The 21,267-nt window shown below is 67.2% G+C and carries 21 protein-coding genes and 1 riboswitch; of the genes, 14 read left to right on the top strand and 7 right to left on the bottom strand.

The window, feature by feature from the left end; translation table 11 throughout:
• Window positions 1-43: 43 nt before the first annotated feature.
• Window positions 44-478 (bottom strand): helix-turn-helix domain-containing protein, encoded by a 435-nt coding sequence (locus AAC050_RS00370; protein WP_339913067.1) that lies wholly within the window; start codon window positions 476-478, stop codon window positions 44-46.
• Window positions 475-999: a signal peptidase II gene (lspA, locus tag AAC050_RS00375; protein ID WP_339913068.1), complete on the bottom strand. Its 525-nt coding sequence runs from the start codon at window positions 997-999 to the stop codon at window positions 475-477. The genes AAC050_RS00370 and lspA overlap by 4 nt, the downstream gene beginning before the upstream one ends.
• A gap of 157 nt (window positions 1,000-1,156) precedes the next feature.
• Between lspA and AAC050_RS00380 the strand changes: the two genes are divergently transcribed.
• The 10 genes from AAC050_RS00380 (at window position 1,157) to AAC050_RS00425 (ending at window position 11,794) form a co-directional block, all read left to right on the top strand.
• A complete protein-coding gene (locus tag AAC050_RS00380; RefSeq protein WP_339913069.1) occupies window positions 1,157-1,807 on the top strand; it encodes a cation transporter in 651 nt (216 codons plus the stop codon).
• On the top strand, window positions 1,804-2,304 hold the full coding sequence (locus AAC050_RS00385; RefSeq protein WP_339913070.1) for a hypothetical protein: 501 nt from the start codon (window positions 1,804-1,806) through the stop codon (window positions 2,302-2,304). The genes AAC050_RS00380 and AAC050_RS00385 overlap by 4 nt, the downstream gene beginning before the upstream one ends.
• Window positions 2,305-2,390: 86 nt before the next feature.
• A complete protein-coding gene (locus AAC050_RS00390) occupies window positions 2,391-2,714 on the top strand; it encodes a hypothetical protein (protein WP_339913071.1) in 324 nt (107 codons plus the stop codon).
• 54 nt (window positions 2,715-2,768) lie between these two features.
• Window positions 2,769-4,028: a TolC family protein gene (locus tag AAC050_RS00395; RefSeq protein ID WP_339913072.1), complete on the top strand. Its 1,260-nt coding sequence runs from the start codon at window positions 2,769-2,771 to the stop codon at window positions 4,026-4,028.
• Window positions 4,025-5,185, top strand: a complete 1,161-nt coding sequence (locus AAC050_RS00400; RefSeq protein ID WP_339913073.1) for an efflux RND transporter periplasmic adaptor subunit — start codon at window positions 4,025-4,027, stop codon at window positions 5,183-5,185. Before AAC050_RS00395 ends, AAC050_RS00400 begins: the two co-directional genes overlap by 4 nt.
• Before the next feature lie 3 nt (window positions 5,186-5,188).
• Window positions 5,189-8,434, top strand: coding sequence for a CusA/CzcA family heavy metal efflux RND transporter (locus AAC050_RS00405; protein WP_339913074.1), 3,246 nt, complete (start codon window positions 5,189-5,191; stop codon window positions 8,432-8,434).
• Between the two features lie 55 nt (window positions 8,435-8,489).
• Window positions 8,490-8,843 carry a DUF190 domain-containing protein gene (locus AAC050_RS00410; protein ID WP_339913075.1) on the top strand — a complete coding sequence of 118 codons (354 nt, stop codon included), beginning with the start codon at window positions 8,490-8,492 and terminating at the stop codon, window positions 8,841-8,843.
• Complete coding sequence (locus tag AAC050_RS00415; protein WP_339913076.1) at window positions 8,840-10,927, top strand: heavy metal translocating P-type ATPase; 2,088 nt, start codon at window positions 8,840-8,842, stop codon at window positions 10,925-10,927. The genes AAC050_RS00410 and AAC050_RS00415 overlap by 4 nt, the downstream gene beginning before the upstream one ends.
• Entirely contained in the window at window positions 10,924-11,367 is a 444-nt protein-coding gene (locus AAC050_RS00420) for a DUF305 domain-containing protein (protein WP_339913077.1), read from the top strand. Before AAC050_RS00415 ends, AAC050_RS00420 begins: the two co-directional genes overlap by 4 nt.
• Window positions 11,368-11,482: 115 nt before the next feature.
• Window positions 11,483-11,794 (top strand): hypothetical protein, encoded by a 312-nt coding sequence (locus tag AAC050_RS00425; RefSeq protein ID WP_339913078.1) that lies wholly within the window; start codon window positions 11,483-11,485, stop codon window positions 11,792-11,794.
• Window positions 11,795-11,964: 170 nt separating this feature from the next.
• On the opposite strand, the gene dmeF is transcribed toward AAC050_RS00425, so the two are convergent.
• Both dmeF and AAC050_RS00435 read right to left on the bottom strand, forming a co-directional pair.
• Entirely contained in the window at window positions 11,965-12,933 is a 969-nt protein-coding gene (gene dmeF, locus AAC050_RS00430) for a CDF family Co(II)/Ni(II) efflux transporter DmeF (protein WP_339913079.1), read from the bottom strand.
• A gap of 10 nt (window positions 12,934-12,943) precedes the next feature.
• Window positions 12,944-13,219 (bottom strand): metal/formaldehyde-sensitive transcriptional repressor, encoded by a 276-nt coding sequence (locus tag AAC050_RS00435; RefSeq protein ID WP_339913080.1) that lies wholly within the window; start codon window positions 13,217-13,219, stop codon window positions 12,944-12,946.
• A 52-nt stretch (window positions 13,220-13,271) separates the two neighbouring features.
• A riboswitch (yybP-ykoY riboswitch) is annotated at window positions 13,272-13,434 on the top strand.
• A 7-nt stretch (window positions 13,435-13,441) separates the two neighbouring features.
• On the opposite strand from AAC050_RS00435, the gene AAC050_RS00440 reads away from it, so the two are divergent.
• The gene (locus tag AAC050_RS00440; protein ID WP_339913081.1) at window positions 13,442-14,014 is read left to right on the top strand and encodes a manganese efflux pump MntP family protein; all 573 of its coding nucleotides are present in this window, start codon (window positions 13,442-13,444) and stop codon (window positions 14,012-14,014) included.
• Window positions 14,015-14,683: 669 nt separating this feature from the next.
• On the opposite strand, the gene AAC050_RS00445 is transcribed toward AAC050_RS00440, so the two are convergent.
• Both AAC050_RS00445 and AAC050_RS00450 read right to left on the bottom strand, forming a co-directional pair.
• Entirely contained in the window at window positions 14,684-15,184 is a 501-nt protein-coding gene (locus AAC050_RS00445) for a DUF305 domain-containing protein (RefSeq protein ID WP_298747043.1), read from the bottom strand.
• Between the two features lie 207 nt (window positions 15,185-15,391).
• Entirely contained in the window at window positions 15,392-16,516 is a 1,125-nt protein-coding gene (locus tag AAC050_RS00450; protein ID WP_339913082.1) for an acyltransferase, read from the bottom strand.
• A gap of 283 nt (window positions 16,517-16,799) precedes the next feature.
• Here AAC050_RS00450 and AAC050_RS00455 point away from each other — a divergent pair, with 283 nt between their 5' ends.
• Together AAC050_RS00455 and AAC050_RS00460 are read left to right on the top strand one after the other, a co-directional pair.
• Complete coding sequence (locus AAC050_RS00455) at window positions 16,800-17,507, top strand: helix-turn-helix transcriptional regulator (protein ID WP_339913083.1); 708 nt, start codon at window positions 16,800-16,802, stop codon at window positions 17,505-17,507.
• A gap of 46 nt (window positions 17,508-17,553) precedes the next feature.
• Window positions 17,554-18,405 carry a sterol desaturase family protein gene (locus tag AAC050_RS00460; RefSeq protein WP_339913084.1) on the top strand — a complete coding sequence of 284 codons (852 nt, stop codon included), beginning with the start codon at window positions 17,554-17,556 and terminating at the stop codon, window positions 18,403-18,405.
• A gap of 17 nt (window positions 18,406-18,422) precedes the next feature.
• Here the strand turns inward: AAC050_RS00460 and AAC050_RS00465 are convergent, their stop codons facing one another.
• Window positions 18,423-18,698: a metal-sensitive transcriptional regulator gene (locus AAC050_RS00465; RefSeq protein WP_339913085.1), complete on the bottom strand. Its 276-nt coding sequence runs from the start codon at window positions 18,696-18,698 to the stop codon at window positions 18,423-18,425.
• 100 nt (window positions 18,699-18,798) lie between these two features.
• Between AAC050_RS00465 and AAC050_RS00470 the strand changes: the two genes are divergently transcribed.
• A complete protein-coding gene (locus AAC050_RS00470; protein ID WP_339913086.1) occupies window positions 18,799-21,153 on the top strand; it encodes a heavy metal translocating P-type ATPase in 2,355 nt (784 codons plus the stop codon).
• Window positions 21,154-21,267 lie beyond the last annotated feature (114 nt).

The raw sequence follows: 21,267 nt of genomic DNA on the forward strand, positions 1-21,267 counted from the left end.
TAGGAATGGCTCGCATTAGCAGTTGGCGGAGGGGCTGTCGCGCTCAAAGCGACGTCGTGTGGTCGTGAAGGGCTTCGATCACCTTGCAGGCGGAGACCTGGCCGCCGGCGCATTCCGCCGTCATCCGGGAGAGCTCGCGCTGCAGTGCCTTGAGCTGCGCGATCTTCTGTTTCACCTCCGCGAGATGACGCTCGGCGATGGCGTTCGCCTGGGCGCACGGGCGATCCGGATGATCGGACAGATCGAGCAAGGAACGGATCGCGTTCAGATCGAATCCCAACTGACGTGCATGCCTGATGAATGACAGGCGGCGTTCCGCCCCATCATCATACATCCTCCGATCGCTTGCGGTCCGGGGCGGCGCGGGGAGCAGTCCGATCTCCTCATAGAAGCGAATAGTCGGGACCTTGACGCCTGTGGCGGCGGCGAGCTTGCCGATCGGACGCAGTCCGGACGCAGCGGGAGAGGGCAGGGTCATCGCGCGGCGCGCCCCATGGTCGAGGGGGCGGTCTGGACGGTCGCCCCTCTGACCGGCAGCAGAAGCAGTCCCACGCCGCAGACAATGGCTGCATCTGCCAGATTGAACGTCGGCCAGTGGGCGGCACCCCAATGCAGGTCGATAAAGTCAGTCACCGCGCCGAAGCGCAGACGGTCAAGCAGGTTTCCCGCCGCCCCGCCGACCAGAAGGCTCCCGGCGACCGCCGTCATGGCGGTTCGCGTCCGCCAGATCCAGACCAGCAGCGCGCCGATGATCAGTGCCGTCACGCCGCTGAGCGTCCAGCGTCCCGCCGCGCCTGAGTCCGCGAACAGGCCGAACGTGACGCCTGGATTGAACCCCAGACGCAGCGATAGGAAGGGTGTGAGTTCCATCGCGGTATCGAGCCGGACGCGGGCCAGCGCCTTGGCCGCCTGGTCGAGGGTCGTGATCAGCGCCGCCAGTCCGAAGGCCATCGCCTGCAGGCCACCGGGGCCGCGCCGTGTCGAGGGTACTGTGATCATGAGGTCTCCTGTAAGTCCCGGCCTCTTGTGCATCCTCTAGCTACTAGAGGATCAAGCCCGTTTTCGTCACGGCGGCCGTCCAGGGGGCCACGATGCATTTTTGTCTTGATCCTCCAGCGACTGGAGCATGCATCCTTGGGGTAACAGGTGGTGCTCCATGAATGAACGACCCTCATCTTCTGAACTGGCAGCCTCGGGCTGTGACTGCGGCGAGACCGTCAAGTTCGACGGCTCCACCCCGGTCTACCGCCGCATCCTGATGGCGGTGATCGCCATCAACGGGACCGCCTTCGTCGCCATAGCCGGTGGTGCGGCCTTGCAGGGCTCAGCGTCCCTGGGCGCCAACGCCCTCGACTTCCTGGCCGACGCCGCCACCTACGGCATCAGCCTGGCCGTGATCGGTCGCTCGGTCGCTGTGCGGTCCGGCGCCGCCCTGATCAAAGGTGCCAGCCTCGCAGCCCTCGCGCTGTTCATCCTCGGCTACGCGATCTGGCGCGCCACCTCCGGAGCGCCGCCCGAAGGGTTTGTCATCACCGGCCTTGGCGTCCTGGGCTTCTTCGCCAACGCGCTGGCCGCACTCCTGCTGGTCCGCCACCGCGAGGGCGACGCCAACGTCCGCTCGGTCTGGCTTTGCACGCGCAACGATCTGACCCAGAGCCTGGTGGTGGCCGCGACGGGTCTGGCCGTCTGGCTCACCGCCTCCCGTTGGCCCGATCTCATCGCCGGCGCGATCCTGGCGGTGGTTTTTCTGCAGTCGGCCTGGTCGATCCTGAAACAGTCCCGCGCAGAGCTGAGGGCCGCGGCGTGACGGTGCCCTTCACCCCCGCCCTCGGCCATGCCGCCATGAGCGGTCTCTGCGTTCGCGCCTTCGTCCTGCTGACACGGATGCAGTTCTGGTGGTCGCGGCTTGGCGATCAAGTCGCCCCGGGGGCGGGCGGGACGGTCATCGATCCCGGATGCGGCACCGGATCCTTCGTCGTGACCATGGCGCAGCGCGCGCCCGGCGCGCGCCGCGTCAGTCTCGCCCCCGACCGTGCCATCCTGTGGCGGGCGAAAGCCGGGGCCGACGCCGGCGAGGGTATCGGTCTTGTCGAGCGCTATGCACACGATGTGGCCGCGCTCCTGGGCGACGGGATCGCCGACACGGTCGTGTCCGGGCGGCTCCTTCATGGATTTGCCATCGGAAAGAAGAGGCAGGACTCGGCGGCGGGCCGGCAGATGCTCAAACCCGGCGAGCCGCTCCACACCTTGACCGGTTCGTTCTCCACCTGTCGCGCGGATCGTCCGCAGGCGGTCGCGGCATGAGCGGCGGTGCGACGATTGGAAGATTGATGTCGCGGCGCACCGTGTTATGGAGCGCCATGGGATTGTCCTCGGCCAGGCACGGTTGGATGACGGCGCTGCTTGCGTCGTTCCTGGCCCTGTTTGTCCTGATCTCTGCCGCAGAGGCCGCCACCTGCGCACCCGAGGCGGCGACCGCCCATGCCTCGGAGAGGCTCGCCGATTCCTCGGTCGATCCTGATTCGGACGACAATGACCGGCCCGATCAGCACGCGATCTGCGCGCATGGCCACTGCCATCACAGTTCCGCAGCGACGGGCCAGACACCTGAAGCCCTGACTCCGACGACGAACGGTCAAGATCCCGCGTTGCCGTCGACCGATCGGCTTGCGTCTCGCAAACCCACCGGACCGGACCGCCCTCCCAGGGGCTGACGGGTTCGCGCGCTCACGCGCGCCTTCCACGTCAATCATCCGGGAAACAGGACCATGCTATCCACAAATTGCCGTCTGCCGCGCACCGCGGCCGGCGGAGCCGCGATCACATTCGCGGCGACCCTGGCCATACTGGCTCCAGGGTCAGCCCTTGCCGAACCCGTCACCCTGGCCGATGCGCTGGCGCGCACCGCGGCCTCTTCGCCCACTCTGGCGGCCGCTGAAGCCGACGTTGCCGTCGCCCTCGGTCGAGCCCGGCAGGCCGGTTTCAGGCCGAACCCGGAGCTAGATCTATCGGTCGAGAATTTTTCCGGCACCGGCGCGCTTTCCGGATTGAACGAAGCCGAGAGCACGCTGAGCGTCGGACAGAGATTTGAACTCGGCGGAAAGCGGCCCGCGCGCGAGCGCGCCGCCCGGGCCGAGGTGGACGTCGCGCGCCTGCGTCTCGGGGTCGCTCGCGCCGATCTGCAGCAACAGGTGCGTGACGCCTATGCTGAAGCCTGGGCCGACAGTCGACGGGTCGAACTCGCCCGTGACCAGTTCGTGCGGGCCGACAATCTGCAGACCATCGCCACTGAACTGGTCGACGCGGGCCGCGAGCCGCCCCTTCGTGCCCTGCGGGCGCGCACGGCGGCTCTTGAAGCCGTGGGCCGGGTCCGGGCCGCCGAGGCCGAATACGCGCAAGCCCGGCGGGCGCTCGCCGCGCTCTGGGGCGGCAGCGAGAACCTGCCCGAGCCGATCGCCCCGGATACGCCATCGGTGTCCGCCGCCATCATTGATCCGGCTCGCGCGCTCGACGTGCGGCTCGCCGAGGCGGAGGTCGCCACCTCGATCGCCGTCGTGGATCGCGAACGCACCCTGTCGCGGCCGGATGTGACGGTGAGCGTCGGCGCCCGCCAGTTCCGCGGAACGGACGATACCGCCCTGGTATTCGGCGCGTCGATGCCGCTGGGTCTGTTCGACCGCAACCAGGGCAATATCGCCGCGGCCAACGCCGAGCGGACCGGGGCCGAAGCCCGCCGCAACGCCGCCCTCGCCGCCGCTATCCGGCGGACGCGTGACGCCCAGGCCGCGCTTCGCACGGCTGAGGCGCAACTCGCCTTCCTTGAAAACCAGGCCGAACCCGAGGCGATCGAAGCCGTACGCATCGCTCGCGAAGGCTTCTCGGCCGGCCGCTTCACCCTGCTGGACGTGCTGGACGCCGAAGAGGCGCTCAACACCGTTCAGGCCGCCATGATCACCGCCGAGCTGGAGCGGGCGCAAGCCGTCGCCGCCCTGACCCGCGCCTCCGAAACCGAAGGATCCGCCCGATGAAGAGATTGACCAACAAACAACGCCTCCTGGCGGGAGCGGCCGCGACGGTCCTGGTTCTGGGCGGCGGTTACGCGGTCTGGAGCATGACCCGCGGTGCGGATGCCGCACCGGAAACCGCCGCCGGGGCGGAAGAAAGCCATGGTGCCGGCGAGGCTCTGGAAATGGACGCCGCCCGCATTCAGGCGGCCGGCATCGTTCTGGCACCCGTCGGCAGCGGTTCGCTCAGCGCCGAGATCGTGGCCCAGGGCACCGTCGTGGGGACGCCCAGGGGCGAGGCCGTTCTGGCGGCCCGCGCCGACGGGGTGATCACCGGCGTCTCGCTTCGCCTCGGCGACAGCGTCCGCGCGGGCCAGACCGTCGCGCTTATCGAGAGCCGCGAAGCCTCCGCGATCGCCGCCGAACGGGCGACGGCCCAGGCCCGGCTGACCGCGGCCCGGCAGGCTCTGGCCCGTGAGCAGCGCCTGTTCGACGCCCAGATTACCGCCCGGCAGGATCTGGAAGCGGCCCAGACCGTCCTGGCGGAAGCCGAGGCGGAGGCGCGGCGCACCTCATCCGCCGCCGCCGCCGCGCGGGTCTCCGGCGACGGCCGCAGTACGGGCGTCGTCAGCCCGATCAGTGGCCGGGTGACCGTCTCCAACGCGACCTTGGGCGCCTTCGTGAGCGCCGGCACCGAACTGTTCCGCGTGGCCAACTCCAGCGAGATCCAGATCCAGGCAGCGGTCTCGGCCGATGACGCGAACCGGATTGCGCCGGGTGACCGGGCGTCCATCAGCCTGCCCGAAGGGGAGGTGCAGGCCACGGTGCGATCGATCACGCCGGGCGTGGATGCGCAAAGCCGCGCCGCCACCGTACTGCTCAACGTGTCAGGGGTCGGCGGCCTGCGTCCTGGCCAGGCGATCGCCGTGCGAATCTACACGCGCGACGCCCGGACGACCGACGGCGTCTCGGTGCCCGAGGAAGCCATCCAGACCGTCGAGGGCCAGGAGGTGGTGTTCGTGCGGTCCGCCTCCGGCTTTACGGCCGTGCCGGTCATTGTCGGCCAGCGCAGCGCCGGACGGGCCCAGATCACATCCGGGCTCCGGGCCGGTCAGACGGTGGCGACCCGTAACGCCTTCCTGCTGAAGGCTGCGCTGGGCGCCGGCGAAGTGGAGCACTAGATCATGATCGCCAACCTCATGGCCCTGTCGGTACGGGCGCGATGGATCATCATCGCCCTCGTGCTGGTCGTCTCCACCTACGGCGCCTGGCAGTTGACCCAACTGCCGATCGACGCAGTGCCCGACATCACCAACAACCAGGTCCAGATCAATACCTCCGACGCCTCGCTCTCGCCCGTCGAGATCGAGAAACGCGTCACCTTCCCGGTCGAGACCGCCATGGCCGGCATCCCCGGCCTGCAATCGACCAGATCCCTGTCGCGCAACGGCTTCTCCCAGGTCACCGTGATCTTCGACGAGAATGTCGATCTGTATTTCGCGCGCCAGCAGGTCAGTGAGCGCCTCGTCCAGGCCCAGGAAAACCTGCCCGACGGCGTTCAGCCGCAGATCGGACCCGTGACCACGGGTCTGGGCGAAGTCTTCATGTACGCCATTGACTACGAGAACCCAGGCGGTCGCGGCGCGACTGTGCGCAATGGTCAGCCGGGTTGGCAATCCGATGGGTCGTTCCTGACGCCCGAGGGCGACCGGCTGACTGACGACGTCTCCCGCGCGGCCTATCTGAGGACCGTCCAGGACTGGATCATCGCGCCGCAACTGCGGACGGTGAACGGCGTCGCCGGGGTGGATTCCATCGGCGGGTTCGAAAAACAGTATGTCGTCGAGCCCGACGCGACCCGTTTGGCCCAGTACGGGGTCTCCTACAGCGAGCTGGCGGAAGGGCTGGAAGCCGCGAACCTTTCGGTCGGCGCCAATTTCGTCGAACGCGGGGGAGAGGCCTATCTGGTGCGCGCCGACGCGCGCATCCGCAGCCTCAGCCAGATCGAGGAGGCCATCGTCGCCACGCGCGGCGGCGTTCCCGTCGCTGTGCGCGATATCGCCACGGTGCGTCTCGGCGGCGATCTGCGGACCGGCGGAGCGACCATGAACGGCCACGAGGTCGTCATCGGCACCACCCTGATGTTGATCGGGGAGAACAGCCGTACCGTCGCGCGCTCGGTCGGCGAACAGCTGGAAGCGACCGTTCGATCCCTGCCGCCGGGGATCAAGGTCACCCCGGTTCTGGACCGCTCCAAGCTCGTCAACGCCACGATCGCTACCGTTCAGCGCAACCTGATCGAGGGCGCCATCCTGGTCGCCATCGCCCTGTTCCTGCTGCTCGGCAACGTCCGCGCCGCTTTGATCGCGGTGGCGATCATCCCGATCTCGTTCTTCATGACCGCCATCGGCATGAACTATCTCGGCGTATCGGGAAACCTGATGAGTCTCGGCGCGCTCGATTTCGGCCTCATCGTCGACGGCTCGGTGATCATCATCGAGAACTGCCTGAGACGACTATCCGAACGCCAGCATCACGAAGGCCGTTTGCTCAGCCTGCGTGAACGGCTCGAGGAGACCACCATCGCCACCCAGGAGATGATCAAGCCCACGGTCTACGGCCAGGCCATCATCCTGCTGGTCTTCGCGCCGCTGCTGACGTTCCAGGGCGTCGAGGGCAAGACCTTCTCCCCAATGGCCATCACCCTGATGCTCGCCCTGGTCGCCGCCTTCATCCTGTCCATCACCTTCATTCCGGCCATGGTCGCCCTGGTGATGCGCAACAAGGTTTCCGAGAAGGACGTGTTCGTCATTCGCTGGATCAAGGCGAAATACGAACCCGTGTTGCACCGGGCCGTGGCCCGCCCCTGGCCGTTTGTCGGCGGCGGTCTGGCCCTGTTCGCCGTGGCGGGGGTGATCTTCACCATGCTCGGCCAGGAGTTCATCCCGACGCTTGATGAACGCAATCTGGCGATGGCTTCCCAGCGCGTGCCTTCGACGGCGGTTGAGCAGTCCATCCGGATGCAGCTCGGTGTCGAGAGGGCGGTAACCGCCTTGCCCGAGGTCGAGGTCATGTTCTCCAAGACCGGCACCGCCGAGGTCGCCACCGATCCGATGCCGCCCAACATCTCTGACGGCTTCATCATCCTGAAGCCCCAGGATCAATGGCCGGAGGGCGTCGACAACAAGGAAGACGTGATCGAACGGGTGGAGGCTGCGGCCAACGCCCAGGTGGGGCAAGGCTATGAGCTCAGCCAGCCGATCGAACTTCGGTTCAACGAACTGATCGCCGGCGTGCGTGGCGACGTGGCCATCAAGATCTATGGCGACGATCTCGACAAGCTGACCGCCACCGCCAACCAGATCGCGGCGCAGTTGAACGCCACGCCGGGCGCGGCCGACGTCAAGGTCGAACAGACCGACGGCGCGCCGTCGCTGGATGTGACCTTCGACCGACCCGCTATCGCGCGGTTCGGCCTGACCGTGGAGGAGGTGGCCGACACGGTCGCCGCCGCCATGGGCGGACGCGAGGCCGGGCAGCTGTTCGAAGGCGATCGCCGCTTCGATGTGGTGGTCAGGGTTCCCGGCGCCAGTCGCAATGATCTCGACGCCATCGGCGCGATCCCGGTCATGCTGCCTGAACAGGAAGGTCGAACCCGCAGCTCCGTACCCTTGCGTCAGGTGGCGTCGTTCAACTTCACGGAGGGCCTGAACCAGATCAGCCGCGAGAACGGCAAGCGCCGTGTCGTGGTCCAGGCCAATGTGCGCGGCCGGGACGTGGGATCGTTCGTCAGGGAAGCCATGCCCAGGGTCGAGGCCGTCGCCCTGCCGGCCGGCTCCTGGATCGAATGGGGCGGCCAGTTCCAGAACCTCAAGGCGGCCTCCGACCGTCTGTCGCTGGTGGTGCCGATCTGCTTCCTGGCCATCTTCGCGGTGCTGTTCCTCGCGGTCGGCACATTCGGGCGCGCGGTGGCGGTCTTCCTGACCGTGCCTCTGGGTCTCGCCGGCGGCGTCTTCGCCCTGGCCCTGACCGGCATTTCCTTCTCGGTATCGGCGGCGGTGGGCTTCATCTGCCTGGCCGGGGTGGCGGTGTTGAACGGCCTGGTGGTCATGTCCTCGATCCGGCAACGGCTCGATGACGGGATGGAGCTTTCCCGCTCCATCATCGAGGGCTGTATGGAACGGGTGCGGCCGGTGATCATGACCGGCCTGGTGCCCGCCATCGGCTTTGTGCCCATGGCCCTGGCCCACGGCACCGGAGCCGAGGTGCAGAAGCCCCTGGCCATGGTGGTCATCGGCGGACTGGTCACCGCGACACTGCTGACCTTGCTGGTCCTGCCGGCCATGAGCCGGCTGGTCCTCGGCCTCACCGAGGGGCGACGTCCCAAACCCACCGACATGCCGGCCATCGAGCCGGTCCCGGCGGAATAGTCCCGGTCCCCGCCGTCGTATCGGCGGCGGGGATCCCCCATCCAAGGAGGCGATCATGCCCGACCCGATCAAACTGATGCGACTCTATACCGATGAGGCCGCCTATTTCGGCGACCGCAAGGTCTTCGAAATCGTGACCGAACGCGCCCAGGCGGCCGGCCTGGCGGGCGCGACGGTCCTGCGAGCCCTCGTGGGTTTCGGCCACACGCCCCACCTTCATCGCCGCCATCTGCTCGACGACGACCAGTCCCTGATCGTCGAACTGCTCGACCGCGAATCCAGGCTCAGGGCGTTTCTGGAAACCCTTTCCGATCTCGAACACCTCGGCCCCGTCACTCTTGAGGCCGTGGAGGTCCTGCGCTGGCCGGAGCCCATGCCGGCAGACGCCGGTCAGGAGAACGTCGAATGACTTTTGGGGATATCGCGCGGCCGAAGGGCGAAGCCCATGCCGAAGGGGCGGGTGGCGGCCACGAACATGGCCACGGGGGCGTTCTCGGTCCCAACACCGAGGTGATTTTCGCCGTGGCTTCCGGCGGCGCCCTGGGCCTGGGCTTCGCCCTCGAAAAACTGGCGGCGGGCGTCCCGGACTGGGGCCCGCTCGCACTCTACCTCATCGCCTACGGCTTCGGCGGTCTCTTCACCGTCCGTGAAGCGTTCGAGAACCTCCGGCAGAAGCGGTTCGAGATCGACACCCTCATGCTCGTCGCCGCGGCGGGCGCGGCGGCGCTCGGCGCCTGGGCGGAGGGAGCCCTTCTGTTGTTCCTGTTCAGCATCGGCCATGCCCTTGAAAACTACGCCATGGGGCGGGCCAGACGTGCGATCGAGGCCCTGGCGGAACTGGCGCCCCGAACCGCCCATGTGCGGCGTGACGGGCAGGTCGTCGAACTTCCGGTCGAGGATCTGCGGGTCGGCGACACCGTGGTGGTTCGTCCGAACGAACGGCTTCCGGCCGACGGCTTCGTCGTGGAAGGAACGACGAGCATCAATCAGGCGCCGGTCACCGGCGAGAGCATGCCGGTCGACAAGCAGCCGGTCGCGGACGCGGCCGCCGCCCGCGCCCGGCCGGCCCAGGTTGGACCGGCGTCCCTGGTCTTCGCGGGCACCATCAACGGCGCCGGCGCCATCGAGATCGAGACGACCCGCAAATCGAGCGACACCACCCTGGCCAAGGTGGTGCGGATGGTGAGTGAGGCGGAGACGCAGAAGTCGCCGACGCAGCGCTTCACGGACCGGTTCGAGCGCATCTTCGTGCCGCTGGTGCTGGCGCTGGCCTTCGTGCTGCTGTTCGCCTGGGTGGTGGTCGACGAGCCGTTCCGCGACAGCTTCTACCGGGCCATGGCGGTGCTCGTCGCGGCCAGCCCGTGCGCGCTTGCCATCGCCACCCCCAGCGCCGTCCTGTCCGGTGTGGCGCGCGCCGCGCGCGCCGGTGTTCTGATCAAGGGCGGCGCACCGCTGGAGAATCTCGGCTCGCTCAATGCGATCGCGTTCGACAAGACCGGCACCCTGACCGAGGGCCGGCCTCGCATCACCGAGGTCGTGCCGGTGCGCGGGACCCGGGAAGCCGACCTTCTGGCCACCGCCGTCGCCGTCGAGCGGCTCAGCGACCACCCGCTGGCGGAGGCGATTGTGCGCGACGGCGCCGAACGACTGGGCGACACGGGTCTTGCGGCCGCGACCGACCTCAAGAGCCTCACGGGAAAGGGCGTGACCGCTGAACTGGGCGGAGAGACGATCTGGATCGGAAAGCCGGAGATGTTCGGGGCCGACGGCGTGGCCGCCCTCGGCGATGAGGCGACGGCCGTCGTCGCCCAGTTGCGCCTGCAGGGGCGGACCCTGATGGTGGTGCGGCGAGGCGCGCGCGACCTCGGGGTGATCGGCCTGCTCGATACGCCACGCGCCGCGGCGCGGACGACGCTCACCGCGCTCCGGGCCCTGGGCGTTCAGCGCATGATCATGATCTCGGGCGATCACCAGAAGGCGGCCCAGGCCATCGCCGGTCAGGTCGGGCTGACCGAGGCATGGGGCGATCTGATGCCCGAGGACAAGGTCGACGCCATCAAACGCCTGCGCGCGGACGGCAAGATCGCCATGGTCGGCGACGGGGTGAACGATGCGCCGGCCATGGCCACGGCCACGGTCGGTATCGCCATGGGCGCGGCCGGTTCGGATGTCGCGCTCGAGACCGCGGACGTCGCCCTGATGTCGGACGACCTGTCCCAACTGCCCTTCACCATCGGCCTGAGCCGACGGACCCGCGGCATTATTCGCCAGAACCTCTACGTCAGCCTCGGCGTCGTCGCCTTCCTCGTGCCGGCGACCATCCTCGGACTGGGCATTGGTCCGGCCGTGGCGCTTCACGAGGGATCGACCCTGCTGGTGGTGATCAACGCCCTGAGGCTGCTCGGCTACCGTGACCCGGCAGGGGACCGGACCCCCAATGAAATACCGGTGGCTCGCCAGGGGGCACCGGCAGATTCGAGGATACCGTCATGAAACGGATCGGATGGGCTTCGGCCATCGCCCTCTTTCTCGCGCTCTCCGCCTTCGCCTTCGGCCTGCTCTCCCGGCAGCCTTCCGGTGTGATCGACGAGCGTCCTCCCATGGACGCACGCCCGATCGACACCGAGGCCAGCCATGGCGGGATCCCCGCTGACAGCCCGTCGACCCGCGCCTTTCGCGAGGCGAACGCGCAAATGAATCGCGACATGAGCGTCGACTACACGGGCGACGCCGATATCGATTTCCTGCGCGCCATGATCGCCAATCAGGAGGGGGGCCTCGCCATGGCGCGGATCGCCGTTGAGCATGGCGAAGCGCCGGAGGTCCGCAGTCTCGCCGAAGAGATCATTGCGGGCCGGGATGTCGAGATCGTGCGCATGAAGGTCATGCTCGCGCGCCACGAGGATGCTCCGGTCACGGCCGGAAAGCGCTGACGCCGTGGCAGGCAAGCGTTCCGCTATCCGAAGCCGCGAGCTCCGTTGGCGTGAAGGTCGCTATGGCAAGCGGCGGCGCGTTCGTCCTCAGAGGCGGCCCGCGGAGCCGCAGCCCGTGCGTGACGCCGTGGTGGCCGTCGCCGCCGGTCTGGTGGCCGCCGGCGTTGCCGTGTCTATCGCGTTCGGCCTGTTGGGGGCGTACCGGATGCCGCTCCATTACGGCTACGGTCTGGTCCTTGGAATCATCATCGTCGGCGGTGCGTTGGCGGGGCCTCGCGATCGCACCGGCTGGATGATCACGGGGGCGATCGCGCTCGCCCGGCTGCTGGGGACCGGTTACCTCTATTCCGTGCGCGACCAGATCCACCTCCGCCCCGAAGGGCATCATGGAAGGACCACCGTCGTCTTCGAACCGGGACCGGGCTGAGCGCCGGGCGAGGTCAACATCGGCGGGCATTCCGGGGCCTGGCCGGTTTCAGCGCAGGCGGCCGGCGCGAGCCGTCTGGCGCGGCCCGACGCAAGGGCGGATCGTTTCACACGAGCATCCGGGTGTGCTGACGGTCACTCGCGAGGGCTTCGTCGGGCGGCCGAACCGGGTCAGCGGCACTCCACGGTGAGATGTCCGAGTTCGTGAACCGGCCGCAGCCGGGTCCGTATGGTTTCGGTGTCGATCCCGCCGGTGACACTGACGATGGCGGCGTGGGCCTCTGGTCCGACCCGCCAGACGTGCAGGTCGGTGATCCGGGCATCGCCCGGTCCCTCCACGCATTCGCGTACCTCGGCCTCGAGGGCGCTGTCCGTCGTGTCGAGCAGGACCGCGGCGGTGTCGCGCATCAGCGACCATGACCATCGTGCGATGACGATGGCGCCGACGACGCCCATCAATGGATCCAGCCAGACCCAGCCGAGATAGCGGCCCGCCACCAGGGCGACGATGGCCAGCACCGACGTCAGGGCGTCGGCCAGGACGTGGACATAGGCTGAGCGCAGGTTGTTGTCGCGATGGGCGCCGTGCCCAGGGTGATGATCATCATGTCGATCGACATCCCGGTCATGGTCATGACCATGGTGGCCGTGGTCGTGATGGCCATGATGATGATGATGATGACCGCCCCCGGCCAGCAGCAGGGCGCTGACCAGGTTGACGCCCAGACCGAGAACGGCGACGAGCGTGGCCTGACCGAAGGCGACCGAGCGCGGATCGAACAGGCGCGCGATGGACTCTCCGGCGATCCCGAGCGCGACGATGCCCAGCACCAAGGCCGAGGCGAAGCCAGCGAGGTCGCCCACCTTGCCGGTCCCGAAGCTGAAGCGCCGGTTGGCCGAATGGCGCTTGGCATAGGCATAGGCCCCGGCCGCCACGGCCAGGGCGCCGGCATGGGTGGCCATGTGGAAACCGTCGGCCAGCAGGGCCATCGAGCCATAGACCATGCCGGCGATGATCTCCCCGACCATCATGACGGCGGTCAGGCCGACGACCCACAACGTCCGCCGCGCACTCTCATCGTGCGACCGGCTGAGGAAATGGTGGTCGTGGGTCAGATAGTCAGACTCGGTGGCGGTCATGGCGCTGGCTTCATCTGGAATAGCGGCGGATGAGGAGGCTCAGTTCGTCAGCGCCGCTTTGGCGATCCGCCTCGCTCAGACCGGGATCGGCGACGTGGTGACGAAGGTGATCTTCGATCAGCTCTTCCAGCAATCCGCTCATGGCGCCGCGGGCGGCGGCGGCCTGCTGCAGGATTTGCGAACAGCCGGCCTCCGCCTCGATCGCGCGCTCGATCGCGCCGAGCTGGCCGGCGATGCGGCGGACGCGGGCGACGAGCTTCTTCTTGTTGGTGGAGGTGTGGGCCATGGGTACTCCCCTATAGTATCTTGCCGGAACGCGCGAGGGTGGTTAGAAGGCGCTTCCTGTTGGGGAGTAGCTTCCGGCATCTGATCGCCGGGGTCGGATCAACACACTCGCGTTTCGACGCGTGGTCCGACCAGCGGAACCACCGCCTGGCGAGACCAGCGCGTCCCACCGCCGCACCGGCCGAGGAGGGAAGCGCTGTTCGTCGCCCGGTGGATGTCCGTCATGACTCCCCTTGCCATCGCTGTCCTGTCACTCAGCATGTCCACCGATGCTTTCGCAGCGGCGGTCGGTCGCGGCGCGTCGCACCGTCCGACCCTGCCCGGCGCGGTCAAGGCGGGTCTGGTCTTCGGTGTCATCGAAGCCATCACGCCCTTGATAGGCTGGGGGCTCGGCATAGTCGCTGCGGGTCTGGTCGAGAAGATCGATCACTGGATCGCCTTCGGCCTGCTGGCCGCCGTGGGCGGCAGGATGATCTGGGAAGCGACCCGTTTCCGACCGGGGGATGCGTGCGACGAGCCGCGCCGTTCCGGACCCTGGGGGCTGATCGCGACGGCGGTCGGGACCAGTATCGACGCCGCTGCCGTCGGGGTCGGCCTGGCCTTCATCGGGGCCAACATCTGGATCATCGCCGCCTCGATCGGGCTCACGACCTTCCTGCTCGCGACCATCGGCATGGTGATCGGTCGTATGGTCGGCCGGCGCTTTGGCAAGGCGGTTGAGCTGTTAGGGGGTCTCGCCCTCGTCGCGCTCGGCCTGGCCATCCTGCTCGAGCACCTGGGCGTCCTCGGCGCCTAGACGGCCTCCGGGCCCGGCTTCAGGCCCGGGCGGAGCCGGAGTTCGCGAAGGCATGGGTCTGGCGCGGATGTCGTGGGGCAACAGCGCGTCCATCACATAGAAGCCGTACCGCGCCAGTTCCCTGGCGACGCGGGCGATCTCGTCCTGTCGACGCCCTGAGAGGTCGGTCTCAATGTCCGTCGGCTTGATCACGAAAGCCCTCCTGCCCGAGCATCGGAGAGACGCCGTCGGGGAGCTTGCCGCAACTCAACAAGCTGTCATCGTCGCCCCGTGGTGGAGCGCCGCAGACCTGTCAGGCCGAAGCACGGGCGCTCGGTCGACAGCCACACCCTTCGGGTCCACCGGGCCTTTCAATGAGCAGATCCGGGAGGGATGGCTCAGTGGGGAAGACAGGCCGCCGGTCCGGCGGGCGAGCGCGCGGTCGGCACCGGCAGCCTGGGCCGCGCGTTTTGAGGCGGGGATGACCTGTGCGGCACGAAGGACCGGTCCCAGGCAAGACAAGGACGCGCGAGAGCGACAGGAAGTGGCGTTCCCCGACGGCCGTGCCATCAGCCGCGCGATTGAGGAAAGAACCCAGGGCGGCCGGGCCTTTCGACGGGTCATTCGACGACGCGGGCGACGACGCGGGCGACGACGCGGGCTTGGGTAGCTCCCGATCGAAGATCCTGATCAGCGCCGGGTGTAGGCGGGTAGATCGGGTGCCGTGGAGGGTGTGGGATTGCGTTCGAGGTCGGCGATGAGCGCGTCCATCTCGGCGATCTCGCGCTTTTGCGCCTCGATGATGCCGTCGGCGAGTTCGCGCACCCGCGGGTCGCGGATATGGGCGCGCTCGCTGGTCAGGATGGCGATCGAGTGATGCGGGATCATCGCGCGCATATAGTCGACGTCATTGACCGTCTCCTGACTGCGGACGAGCCAGAGCGATCCGGCGAACACCAGGACGGCTCCGCCGATGATGGCCAGGTTCAGACGCTTGTCCGTGTACATCTTGAGCATGAACAGCAGCATGATGACGGCCATGACCGCGCCCATCACCAGCGCCATCCAGGCCCGGGTCTCGCTGAACCGGGCGTGGTCCAGCTGGTAGGTGTTCAGATACATCAATCCGAACATGACGAGTGTGGATGTCGCGATCATCGCGCCGAAGCGCAGATAGGTCTTGGCGTTCATGATAAACCTCCGTTCCTTCTAGTCCGGCCGAAACGTGTCGTAAACTTCAGGGTTGCCGGGGTGAAAAAAGATCGGCCGGACGGACGAATTCAACGACCCTCGGTGAGGGAATTCGGCTCCGGCGACGTATTGCACCTGTCGTTCCGGGTCGCGCTGACTCGCCAGGTAAGAGACTAGGGTGCACGAGGCGCACCCGGCGAAAGGGCGTCAGCCAGTCCCGCACGGGGGAGGTGTCCGGCCTTCGAAGCGTCGCCGGATCCAGCGGCGTCCAGGTTTTTCCACACCCAGATGCAGCGCGGCGGCAGCGGCGACGGTGACCACGAACAGGCCCGCCAGTTCCAGGGGAGACATGTAGAAGCCGCTGTCGATCCCACGAAGTTCCGATGCGATGCCCTTGTAGGCCACCAGCAGCGGCATATGGACCAGGTAGAGCGCGAAGGAGGCCTCGCCCGAGAAGACGGCCAGGGGTGCGGACAGGGGACCTTGTTCAGCAGCCTTGGCGAGCATGGACCAGGTCAGGATGACCGGCGCGGCCAGGGCAACGACCAGCCGGTCGTCGAGACTGAACTGCATGGCCAGCAGAAGGCCCAGGGAGGCGATCACGCAAGCGGCGATGGCGATGGGGCGGGGCCAGTGCCATTGATGGCCCAGCCCATAGAGCGCCATTCCGATCAGGAACTCCGGAAGGATGCGCAGGATGCCCATGTTGTCCTCGGCACGCGGCAGCACCTTGCCGACCATCTGGCCATAGACGGCGTCGATCATGACGAAGCCGAGCGCGCCCAGAAAGAGCAGGGCCCAGGGTCGGGTCTTCAACTTCATCGCGATCAGCGCATAGGCAGGGAAGAGCAGATAGGCGAACCATTCGGCAGACAGGGACCAGGACGGGCCGCTCCAGTTGTAGCCGACAAGGCTCGGAAACCAGGCCTGGACGAGCAGCAAGGTTTTGATGAACCCTTCGAATGTGTAGGTGGCCGGGTCGTACTGGACCCCGGCAGCTCTGGCGACGATCACCATGGCCAGTACGCCGGCCAGCACCGCGAGGTGCAGGGGGTAGAGCCGGGCGATGCGGGCGACGATGAAGCGCCGGTAGCTGAAGGTTCCGGCGGCGACGGCCGGGCCATAGACGTGGGCCAGGATGAACCCCGACAGCATGAAGAAGGCGTCCACCGCCAGCCGGGACCGCTCGATGATCGGGCTGAAACCCAGGGCGGGGTCCCACTGAAGCTGGTAGTGGAACAGAACCACGCCCACCGCCAGGAAGGCCCGTAGGCTGGTCAGGGCTCTCAGGTCGGCGGGATAACCGTCGCGGGTGGGCGATACGGACGTCATGCGTGATGGCCCCCCGGGGTCGGACGGGACAGGAACGTCCGCCTAATTGGGTTACGCGTCGGTGGTGCACATCCCTCATGCCGGCAAGGTTCAGGGGCGGTTCAGACGCCCGGGCGGCTGCGGGGCAACAATGACGCTGGTCTCTCGCTTTGGGTCGGCCGAAATCAGGTTCCTTGCGAGTTTCACCTGGAGCGGCGATGAAGCCGGAAGTCAGTTCCGGTGATCGGACCGACGGGGACGCCGGGAGATTATGGCAACGCCTTTATCGAGCACGGGTTTCGCCATGGGCGACGGCTGGGCCGCATACGAGGGGCCGCACGCGGACCACGTTGCCCATGCCCATATCGCAATCCAGTTGGCCGTGGCGCGCTCGGGCTCGGTTCGCGTGATTCTGGACGGCAATCGCACCTTAACTGGTCAGGCGCTCATCATCGGGCCTCGTGTGCGGCATCAAATGGCGGACGTGGGTGGATCAGTCCTGTTACTATATCTGGAGACGCACACTCCGCTGGCCTCGCGACTTCTTGCATCCATCGCTCCGGCCAACGCGGCGGTCGCTCCGCCGGCTGTTGCGCCCTTCTTGAGCCTCACGGTCTCGGCAGAGAGCATTGTCGAGGACCTCAAGGCCGGGCTCGGGGCAGGGGAAGCAAGGTTGGATCCGCGACTTGAAGAGGCGCTCCTGAAGGCATCCGAAGATCCTGCGCCCGGGGCCATCTCCCGGGCTGCGGCGATGGTCGGCCTTTCGCCCGTGCGTCTCAGGGTTCTGGCGCAGGCGCAAATGCAGGTCCCGCTGTCGCAATGGCTGCTGTGGCGAAAGCTGCAGAGAGCCGGGCGGGAAATGGCGCGCGGTGCCGGACTGGCCGAAGCGGCGGTGGCCGGCGGTTTCGCCGATCAGGCACACCTCAACCGCATCACCAGGCGCATGTTCGGCGTGACGCCCTTGCAGATTTCGGGCGCGGTGCGCTCCGCGGGCAATCGGTTCGTTCAATAGAACCCTGTCAAACCGGAACAGGTTGAGGCGTCAATGGAGCCGCCCGATGTCTCTGCTCAGGTTCGTCGTCCGTGTCGCTTATGCGCCCGTGTTTTTCGTTGGCTTTCTGTGGTCCGCCCTGACTCTCGCTGAAAAGGGCGCTCCGCTGTGGGGTTTGCCAATCCTGCTGGGCATGGCGCCGGCCCTCTCCTTTATGGCCGAGAACGTGGCTCCCTACGAGCGGGCCTGGAACCATTCGCATGGAGACGATGGACGCGACCTGATTCATGCGGTCGTCAATGAAACATCAATTTTTCTGTCGGTGCTGGCCGTCCCCCTCGTTGCCGGCTGGATTCCGAATTTCAGCGTCTGGCCGGCCGACTGGCCGCTGTGGGGGCAGCTGGCGTTCGCCATCCTGGTGGCCGATCTGGGTATTACTCTTGCCCACTACGCCAGCCACCGCTTCGCGACACTGTGGCGACTTCACGCCGTGCATCACGCTGTCAAACGCATGTACGGGTTCAATGGCTTGCTGAAACATCCCCTTCATCAAGCGATCGAACTGACGGCGGGTGTTGCACCTCTGGTACTGATGGGGATGCCACAGACCATCGCCTGGCTACTGGCCTTCGCCGTGGCGATCCAACTCATCCTGCAGCATTCCAACGTCGACATGAAGATCGGACCGTTGATCTACATCTGGGCCGTGGCACCCGCTCACCGCCACCACCATCTGGCGTCACAGACTGACGGTGACGTCAATTTCGGACTGTTCACCAGCCTGTGGGATCATCTGCTGGGCACATTCCGATCCGGCGCGAACACGCCCCGAGCCGGCGAAATTGGCGTGTTCGGTCGACCGGACTATCCGAAGGGATATCTCCTCCAGCTCATGGAGCCGTTCCGGCGACGTGCCTGACCCGACTTCTCTCGGCGCTAACGGCTGGCGCGGCCGAGCAGGTCGATCAACTCCGCGGCCTTGGCCTTGCGGTCGACCGGATCCTCGCCGGTCATTGCCCCCATGACGCAGTGGTCGAGATGGTCTTTGAGGACCTCGCTCTCGACCCGCAGCAGCGCCGCCCGCACAGCCTGGATCTGGGTCAGGACATCGACGCAGTAGCGGTCGTCCTCGACCATCCGGCCGATGCCGCGCACCTGGCCCTCGATCCGGTTCAGGCGGTTGATCACCTTAGGTTTCGTCACGGTTTGCATCCAATTCCCCTCTCCGGTCGTTGCGCAATAGCCTGTGACTGCATCTTGCGGTATACCCTAATGGGGTATATGTGTCGCCCGAGATTCAAGGAACTCGATCATGTCAATGACGCCCCATTCCCATACGGCTGCCCACGGCAGCTGTTCGGAAGAATCCAACGGTGACAGCGTCAAGGCGGTTGATCCGGTCTGCGGCATGACGGTGGATGCGTCGACCACGGCGCACCGCGCCAGCCATGAGGACGAGAACTACTTCTTCTGTTCAGCTGGCTGTCAGAGCAAATTCGTGGCGGAACCGGACCGTTATCTCGGCGAAAGGCCTGCGCCCGAGCCCGTTATCCCCGGGGTGATCTACACCTGTCCCATGCATCCCCAGATCCGTCAGGAAGGACCGGGGTCGTGCCCGATCTGCGGCATGGCGCTTGAACCTGAAACCGTAACCGCCGAAGCGCCCGTCAATCACGAGCTCATCGACTTCACCCGACGGTTCTGGGTCGGCCTGGTCCTGACCCTGCCGGTGTTCGCCCTCGAGATGGGCGGGCATCTGACTGGTCTGATGATGCGGATCCCGGGGCAGACCTCGAACTGGATCCAGTTCGCCCTGGCGACGCCCGTGGTGCTGTGGGCCGGCTGGCCCTTTTTCGAGCGCGGCTGGGCGTCGCTGCGCAACCGCAGCCTCAACATGTTCACCCTGATTGCCATCGGCGTGGGCGCGGCCTGGATCTACAGTGTGGTCGCCGTCCTGGCACCGGGACTGTTTCCCGAGGCGGTGCGGCGCATGGACGGCAGCGCACCGGTCTATTTCGAGGCGGCGGCGGTCATCACCGTCCTGGTGCTGATCGGCCAGATCCTCGAACTGCGGGCGCGTGAACAGACCTCCGGCGCGATCCGGGCCTTGCTGGACCTGACCCCCAAGACCGCGCGGCGCGTCCGCGACGACGGGACGGATGAGGACGTCACCCTGGATCTCGTCGCCGTCGGCGACCGCCTGCGGGTGCGACCGGGCGAACAGGTGCCCGTCGACGGCGAGATTCTCGACGGCCGGGTTTCGATCGATGAATCCATGGTCACCGGGGAATCCATGCCCGTGACCAAGGAGCCGGGGGCCAGCGTCGTCGGCGGGTCGCTGAACAGGACCGGCTCATTCGTGATGCGGGCCGACAAGGTCGGGGCCGACACCCTGTTGTCGCGGATCGTCCAGATGGTGGCCCAGGCCCAGCGCAGTCGTGCGCCGATCCAGAGGCTGGCCGATACCGTCTCGGGCTGGTTCGTGCCGATGGTGATCGCCACAGCCGTCCTGGCGGGTATCGTCTGGGGTGTATTCGGGCCCGAACCGCGCCTGACCTATGCCCTGATCGCGGGCGTGTCGGTGCTGATCATCGCCTGTCCCTGTGCCCTGGGCCTGGCCACGCCGATCTCCATCATGGTCGGGGTCGGGCGCGGGGCCCACGCCGGGGTGCTGATCAAGAACGCCGAGGCGCTGGAGCGTTTTGAGAAGGTCGACACCCTGGTGCTCGACAAGACCGGCACCCTGACCGAAGGGCGGCCGTCGGTTACGGCGATCCGGCCCGCCGCCGGCTTTGACGAGGCCGAACTGCTGCGGCTGTCCGCCAGTCTGGAGCGGGGCAGCGAACACCCCCTGGCCGACGCTGTCGTCCGCGCGGCGACCGATCGCGACCTCGTCCTCTCGGAGGCGTCGGAGTTCGACAGCCCGGTCGGGCGTGGCGTCACCGGTGTCGTCGACGGCCGCCGTGTGGCGTTGGGCAACGGCCGCTATCTCAAAGAGATCGGCGTCGATGTCGGGCCCATGGAGGCGGAGGCCGAGAGTCTGCGCCAGGACGGTGCCACCGCCATCTTCGTCACCGTGGATGGCCGGGCGGCGGGCGTGCTGGGCATCGCCGATCCGGTCAAGGCCACGACCGCCGACGCCATCCGTGATCTGAAGGCGGCGGGGCTGCGGCTGGTGATGATGACCGGCGACAACCGGACCACGGCCGAGGCCGTGGCGGCGCGGCTAGGCATTGACGATGTCCAGGCCGAGGTCCTCCCCCAGGACAAGGCGGCCGTGGTTGAGCGACTACGCGCCGAGGGCCGGGTCGTGGCCATGGCCGGCGACGGGGTAAACGATGCGCCGGCGCTGGCGGCGGCCGACGTCGGCGTGGCCATGGGCGCGGGCTCCGATGTGGCTATCGAGAGCGCCGGCGTCACCCTGTTGGGCGGCGACCTTCAGGGCATCGTGCGGGCCCGACGCCTGTCGAAGGCGGTGATGGCCAACATCCGCCAGAACCTGGTGTTCGCCTTTGGCTACAACGCGCTCGGTATCCCCGTCGCGGCGGGTCTTCTGTATCCGACCTTCGGCCTGCTTCTGACCCCTGCGCTGGCCGCCCTGGCCATGTCCCTGTCGTCGGTCAGCGTGATCGCTAATGCGCTGCGGCTGCGGACGGTTGGATTGTGAGACCGGGAACCGCGAGAGGGCGCAACCGAATGGCGGCTCCTGCGGAATACTTCCGAGGCCCTCTTTGACGCGGGTGCTCCCGTGAAAGGATTTCTTTTTTATTGCGTCAGCTTG

This window comes from uncultured Brevundimonas sp. (assembly GCF_963974615.1).
In the GTDB taxonomy this organism is placed as follows: Bacteria; Pseudomonadota; Alphaproteobacteria; order Caulobacterales; family Caulobacteraceae; genus Brevundimonas.